Source organism: Bartonella sp. AP57NXGY (assembly GCF_042195805.1).
Classification (GTDB): Bacteria; Pseudomonadota; Alphaproteobacteria; order Rhizobiales; family Rhizobiaceae; genus Bartonella.
Map to the genome: position 1 here is coordinate 1 of NZ_JBHIOZ010000079.1, position 5793 is coordinate 5793.

The window sequence follows — 5793 nt, forward strand, 5'->3', positions numbered from 1 at the left end:
ATACAAAGGGTGTAATTGTAACAATTGCTTTTGAGGAAATATCCGTGACATATGTTTTTGTTATCTGATCAATTTTACTGAAAAGTTGCGTGAACACTGTAAAGTCCATGGAATTCCTCTTTAACGAATTTTCAACTTTTTATATGCTTTTTGAGCATTTTTCGTTGAATTTTTTTAAGGATAAAATGAAACTTCGTAGACCTTTTCGATCTATGAGAGAGAATTGAGTATTACGCATTAACTTTTTCTTTTTACGAGCATACAGGAAAAATAATATACAAAATATTGCTACAAAAAGCTTTACCTAATGAATCTTATGGTAGGCATGTTCGTGTTTTTACTATTCAAAATTTTTATGTTATGTTTATCTTTCTGTTGTTTGATAAGTGTATGTTCAGCATTGCGTAAATGTGTAACCATTTGTAGTTTTGCTGTTTCATTTTGTAGCATAGCAAGCATTCCAATTATATGTGCTTGTAACTCGGCAATACTTTTTAGATCTTTTGTTGTCGTGATCTCGTTTAATAGTTCTTCAATTTGCTGAAAACGATTGTTTGCTTCTTGAAAAGTTTTTAAACTTACGGCTTTATCAGTGATGGCTGCATATTGGATACGCTTGTTGATAAAACTGCTAGATTCATGGATAGTGACAGGAATTTCTTCTTCTTTTAAAATATTTTCAAGTGATGTAGATAGAGCAGAAGTTTTATTTCTATTGTAGAGATTCTCTGGATTTTTGAGAAAAAAGCTACTGTGATCTGTTTGTACATTTTTAAGTTTTTTAGTGTCGAATTTTTGGCTTCCCGTTATAGACTCGTGTATCTTTTTTACTTCCTCAAGGTGTTTTTTTAGCATATCGAGAAGTTGGGCATCAGGTGGCGCTTTCTTTTGCTGTGGAGTTTTTTTAGACTTTGATGTATTTGAAGATGAACTTCCAAAAAAATTGGGCCACTTCGTTGGAACGGATGCCGATAAATCCGCCGACCCAGCGCCCCAAACCCAAGCCATCGCTGGGTTTGAAACCCCTAAAGTTATTACAACTACTATTGAAATGACCTTTTTTTTCATGTTTCCCTCCTGTCATTTTTTGCGTGCTGTAAGAAAATTGGTAACCATATTGCCGGATCATCACCAACTTCTGCGATAATGCTTTCGGCTAACTCTGCGTTATCAGGCGTTCCTGATAACACTAAGAGCTCGTCACTAAAGTCGTGTTCGATGGTTTTTCCATCGCGTGTTAGATGGAATTTACCAAGATTCAGTTCTGCAAGCGCAGATTGATCACCCTGCTTAATGAGGAATTGGCGACTAAACTCACCAAGTCCTTTAACGAGTTCAAATTCGGCATCTGTTAGTTTAAAGCCTTTTGTATAATCTTCATAATTTGCTTTGGGATTGGCTAGAAAAATGTAAGTTGCACACTGTTGAATGAGTGTTTTGGCAATATTACTTTCCAAGGCATCGCTAGGCTCTTGTGTTGCATAAACAAAAATACCATTTTGTTTACGGATGGTCTTTTGTTTATTTTTGGCTAAATCTTCAAAGTACGGATCTTGCAAAGGCTTCCAAAACTCGTCAAAGATATACATAAACCGCTGTCCGCTAATCATGCCTTCTGTGCGGTAAAGCAAATACATCATCACTGGAGTGCGAGTTTCAAAATTATCTAAGAATTCCGTGATATCAAAGCCGTAAATTTGATGTGTTGAGAGATCAAGAGCATCATGGGGATTATCAAACAACCACCCATAATCACCACCTTCACACCATTTTAGTAAGCGAGCATGAACAGATGGGTGAGCATTATAATCACTTAAACGTGGATTTGGTAAAAATTGTACTAGAAAGGACAAACGACGGAGTGATCGGTCAATGTTAGCACTCATAACAGACATAACTGCTTTGTTAATTTCTTCTTCGTCGTGATGCGTGACTTCACCACCAGCTTCTGCCAATTTTTTAACAAATTGTTTCAGAAAAATAAGATTTTCTTGTGTGGGTGGGAGTTGGAAAGGATTGAAACCACTTTTTCTGCCTGGCTTGAATGTTAAATATTTTCCACCCATCGCCCGAATGGCAATTTCCATGCCACGATCTTTATCAAAAACAACAGTTGTCGGCTTAAATTTTTGTGCTTGTGCTAACAAAAAGCCGAGTAACACGGTTTTACCGGAACCAGATTGTCCGATAAGTGCGGTATTACCAAGTAAACGTTTATCTGTCGAGTCCTCTTCAAGTTTGGAGGCATGAAAGTTGAAATAAAGCGGTGTTTTACTGGTTGTTTTAAGAATTGTGACGGCTGGTCCCCATGGGTTGCCAGTGGGTTTTCCTGACATAAAATTATGAAAAGATGAAAATGACAAAAAGTTCAATGATGTAATCGGAGCAGGACGTGGTCTCCATTTCCAATTGCCAGGAAGTTGTGCCCAATAGCCAGCCTCTATCGCTAAGTCTACAGGTTTGGGCAGTACCGCAACGTCTAGTAATGCTGCACTTGCTTTGGCCATATGGTCGCGAACTTGTTGAATTGTATCACCATAGATCGTCAATGTGCAGTGATGTTCTCCCATGACAAAATGCCCACTGATAAGCTGGTTTAGTGCTTCGTCAATTTGTTCAATTTGGCTCGTTGCCACATCTCGTGCATCAATAAGATTACGCTGATGCCGTTGTAAATAGTCTTTAGCAGCATGTCGGGAGAGCACTGAAAAGCTCTGCGTCAATACGAACTCGAAGTCACTTTCCAACAAAACATTTAATTGTCCTGGTTTGGTTGTTGCATCATATTCTTTAATTTCAAGCATTCCAAATCGACGCATTCCACTGGTTGTTCGCAGTTCACCAAGAGCGCCCCATTTTGAGAAAAAAGGTCGATTGACAGACATATAGTCAGCAAAACGGTCATGGCAAATTGGCATAGGGCGATATTCACCATTGACAAGCATTCCAAGGAATTCAAGTGCAGAAGAATAAGCATGCCCATTTTTTTCATAAGCACCAAGAAGTTCTGCACCGTAACGGTTTAAAGATTGGCCTAAAGTACGATTGATGTCATTGAGTTCTTTGATACATGTGTCTTGTCGCATCTTTTTTTGATCAAGCGTTTCACGTTCATGTTTAGAAAAGAACGACATAATTTTATCCGCTATCGGTTGAAAAATGACAGTCAGATATAAATCATTGACCATCAAATTATAACCAGTAAAGCTTTGTCGATATTTTTCATCAAGTTGATAGCAAAACATTTGATCAAATGTTGAATCAGGATATTCATAAACACGGCGGCGCACAATATGCGTCCAAAATGATAAATTGGCTGATGCAAGACCCCGTAGAGTATTGTTAAGCTCTTTTATCCATTGAAAAATATCTTCTTCTGAAGCGCTTTGATGCGAACGCCCATCAATTTTCCAAATTGACAAATATTCCGCATTTTTAGTAGAAATAATCGTATCTGTAATATGATGTGAATAAGGCAGAAACAGGCTTACAGGTGTCTCTGATGCAAGGCGTTTGCTGCTTTCAACAGCTGTCATGTTTATCTCCTTTTACTATAATCAGAGGGACTATAACTTGATGCGCCCCAAAAACCTTTGTTGCGATTGCGAAATTTAGTATCGATCCATAACCACCAGATACGAAACGCCTTATCATCGTTTTTAGTAATTTGCACCATAATAAACCATAATGGAGGTGCTATAATCCACAAAAAGATACTTACTGTCATAGCAATAACAGCAACCCCCATAACCATAACGATAAATGGCATCATGGGGACACCCCATATCGTTGGAACACGTGTTGCTCCTTTGAATAGGGGGAATTCTTTTTTTTCTTGCGATTTCATGGAATGTTCTCGTCACTGGAGGTGAAATAATATGTGGCTAATATAAAAAGCTGCACCAGCAATAATGACACTGAATGCCCATCGCATAAATGTAGCTCTTGCGATAATGCGAAATATATAAATAAGCAAAAGTAATAAAAGAACGATAGCAGCAACGATAGGAATAATTATACTTAATCCATATTGCATCCCTATGAAAACATCTAAACTCTTTGTTTCCGTCTGAGCATATGCAGATTGAGTTATTAATAACATAATCAAAGTTATAAAAATAGCACTAATCTTACATATTTTTGATTGAAGCGTATTTAATTGTTTCATATCTTTTATCCCCTTTTAATTAAATTGCTATAAATAATTTCCTTTTTTCGTAGTATGAGCGATATTATTACTGGTACAAATCTATAATCAACGAACATTAAAAACATTACGTATTATACTAATTTATGCTTGACCTGTAAATAGCAGTTTAGCAAGTTGGGTTGCCGAGCCAGCAATGACAACGCCGATTGCCCACCGTACAAACGTATCTTTTCCTATGTAGCGGCCTGCGTAACCAATTGCTAAGCACAAAAGTATCACGGCAGCAGCAACAGGAATAATGTGATCAATAAGATCTTTTTTTAGAGCATCTAGAGCTTTTTCAGCAGGAGCTAATTTTGCATTTGCATATGCAGACTGTGTTATAAAAAATGCAATTATAGCTGTAGAAATTACTATGATTCTGTTGTTATTTTGTGTTTGGACATTAATTAATTTTCGCATATTTTACTTTCATTAAATTTTCATGAATATTTTATACTTTTTAAAATAAACAAATTGGTATATTTATATGTTACAAATAGCAAGTATAAACTCTTACTTTAAAAACATTATGTGTTATATAAGCTTATTATTTACCTGTAAATAACAGTGTAGAAAGTTGGGTTGCTGAGCCAGCGATGACAACGCCAATCGCCCACCGTACAAACGTATCTTTTCCAATGTAGCGCCCTGCATAGGCAATTGCTAAACACAAAAGTATAACAGCAGCGGCGAGAGGGATAATCGCTTTTAAGTCATTTTGGAGTGCATCTAACGCCTTTTTTGCAGGATCTAATTTTACATTTGCATATACGGGATTCGTTATAAAAAAGGCACTTAGAGCTGCAGAAATTACGATAATTTTGTTATTATTTTTTAATTTGAGATTAATTAATTTTTTCATATTTTACTCTTATCAATACTTTGTATATTCTTAATATAAACGAAATATCACATAATATGTTTAAATTTATCAAACATAAACTCTCACATTAGAGACATTATGTCTTATAAAGACTCACACTTGCCCCTTGAATAACAGGCTCGCAAGTTGGGTTGCTGAGCCAGCGACGATAACACCGATTGCCCACCGTACAAATGTATCTTTTCCGATGTAACGTCCAGCATAACCAATTGCTAAGCATAAAAGAATAACGGCAGCAGCAACAGGAATAATATTAGTAGTAAGATCTGTTTGCAGAGTTTTTAAAGCATCTTCAGCTTTTAGTTTTGCATACGCAGGATGTACTATAAAAAATAAACTTATAGCCGAAGAAATTGCTGTGATTCTATTGTTATTTTTTAATCGGAAATCAATTAATTTTTTCATATTTTACTCTTAATTAATGCTCTTATTAATACTTTGTATTTATTATTATAAAACATATGAGATTTTTATATGTGTATAATAATTAGATATAAAACCTTATGATAAAAATATTATGCATTATATAGACTTACGCTTGCCCCTTGAATAACAGGCTCGCAAGTTGGGTTGCTGAGCCAGCGACGACAACGCCAATCGCCCAGCGTACAAATGTATCCTTTTCTATGTAGCGGCCTGCGTAACCAATTGCTAAGCATAAAAGTATAACAGCAGCAGCGACAGGAATAATATTAGTATTAAGATCTTTTTGGAGTTC

At 36.1% G+C, this 5793-nt stretch carries 8 protein-coding genes and 1 pseudogene; all 9 read right to left on the reverse strand.

The genetic code is table 11. The annotated features are described in order from the left end of the window. A pseudogene (locus ACFIL8_RS07140) lies at positions 1-109 on the reverse strand (trwi protein); the annotation flags it as partial. 191 nt (positions 110-300) lie between these two features. Further along, positions 301-1068, reverse strand: coding sequence for a type IV secretion system protein (locus ACFIL8_RS07145; protein ID WP_375613870.1), 768 nt, complete (start codon positions 1066-1068; stop codon positions 301-303). Further along, the gene (locus ACFIL8_RS07150; RefSeq protein ID WP_375613869.1) at positions 1065-3536 is read right to left on the reverse strand and encodes a VirB4 family type IV secretion/conjugal transfer ATPase; all 2472 of its coding nucleotides are present in this window, start codon (positions 3534-3536) and stop codon (positions 1065-1067) included. The genes ACFIL8_RS07145 and ACFIL8_RS07150 overlap by 4 nt, the downstream gene beginning before the upstream one ends. A 2-nt stretch (positions 3537-3538) precedes the next feature. After that, positions 3539-3847: a type IV secretion system protein VirB3 gene (locus ACFIL8_RS07155; RefSeq protein ID WP_375613868.1), complete on the reverse strand. Its 309-nt coding sequence runs from the start codon at positions 3845-3847 to the stop codon at positions 3539-3541. 12 nt (positions 3848-3859) lie between these two features. Beyond that, positions 3860-4168, reverse strand: coding sequence for a conjugal transfer protein (locus ACFIL8_RS07160; protein WP_375621046.1), 309 nt, complete (start codon positions 4166-4168; stop codon positions 3860-3862). 123 nt (positions 4169-4291) lie between these two features. Next, complete coding sequence (gene trwL, locus ACFIL8_RS07165) at positions 4292-4612, reverse strand: VirB2 family type IV secretion system major pilin TrwL (protein WP_375676964.1); 321 nt, start codon at positions 4610-4612, stop codon at positions 4292-4294. 127 nt (positions 4613-4739) lie between these two features. After that, entirely contained in the window at positions 4740-5054 is a 315-nt protein-coding gene (gene trwL / locus ACFIL8_RS07170) for a VirB2 family type IV secretion system major pilin TrwL (RefSeq protein WP_375613865.1), read from the reverse strand. Positions 5055-5168: 114 nt separating this feature from the next. Then, entirely contained in the window at positions 5169-5480 is a 312-nt protein-coding gene (trwL, locus tag ACFIL8_RS07175; protein ID WP_375613864.1) for a VirB2 family type IV secretion system major pilin TrwL, read from the reverse strand. Between the two features lie 127 nt (positions 5481-5607). Next, positions 5608-5793: VirB2 family type IV secretion system major pilin TrwL (gene trwL, locus ACFIL8_RS07180; RefSeq protein WP_375689265.1), on the reverse strand; the 186-nt coding region annotated here is incomplete at its 5' end.